The 248-nt window shown below is 50.0% G+C and carries 1 pseudogene; it reads left to right on the top strand.

The features are described from left to right. Positions 1-248, top strand: a pseudogene (locus SB773_RS33810) (Stk1 family PASTA domain-containing Ser/Thr kinase); the annotation flags it as partial.

Here is a 248-nt window from a genome sequence, read left to right as displayed (position 1 = left end):
CTGCCCGAGCCGCGTACCGTAAACCCGGCAATCCCGCAAAGCGTGGAAAACGTCATTTTCAAGGCGCTCGTCAAAGATCCGTTTCTCCGCTACTCTTCAGCAAGAGAAATGCTTGAAGATTTGGAGACCTGCCTATTTCCAGAACGCTTGCATGAAGACAAGCTGATCTTTCCTGAGGATGATGAAATGACAAGAGTCGTTCCTATCATTACACCGGAAATGATGGAGGGCAACACCAACGGTCGGAC

Origin of the sequence: Bacillus sp. SIMBA_074, from assembly GCF_046534555.1 — a bacterium.
Lineage (GTDB): Bacteria > Bacillota > Bacilli > Bacillales > Bacillaceae_G > Bacillus_A > Bacillus_A mycoides.
Note: the sequence above shows the minus strand (reverse complement) of the source record. Positions and strands in the feature narration are given on the sequence as shown.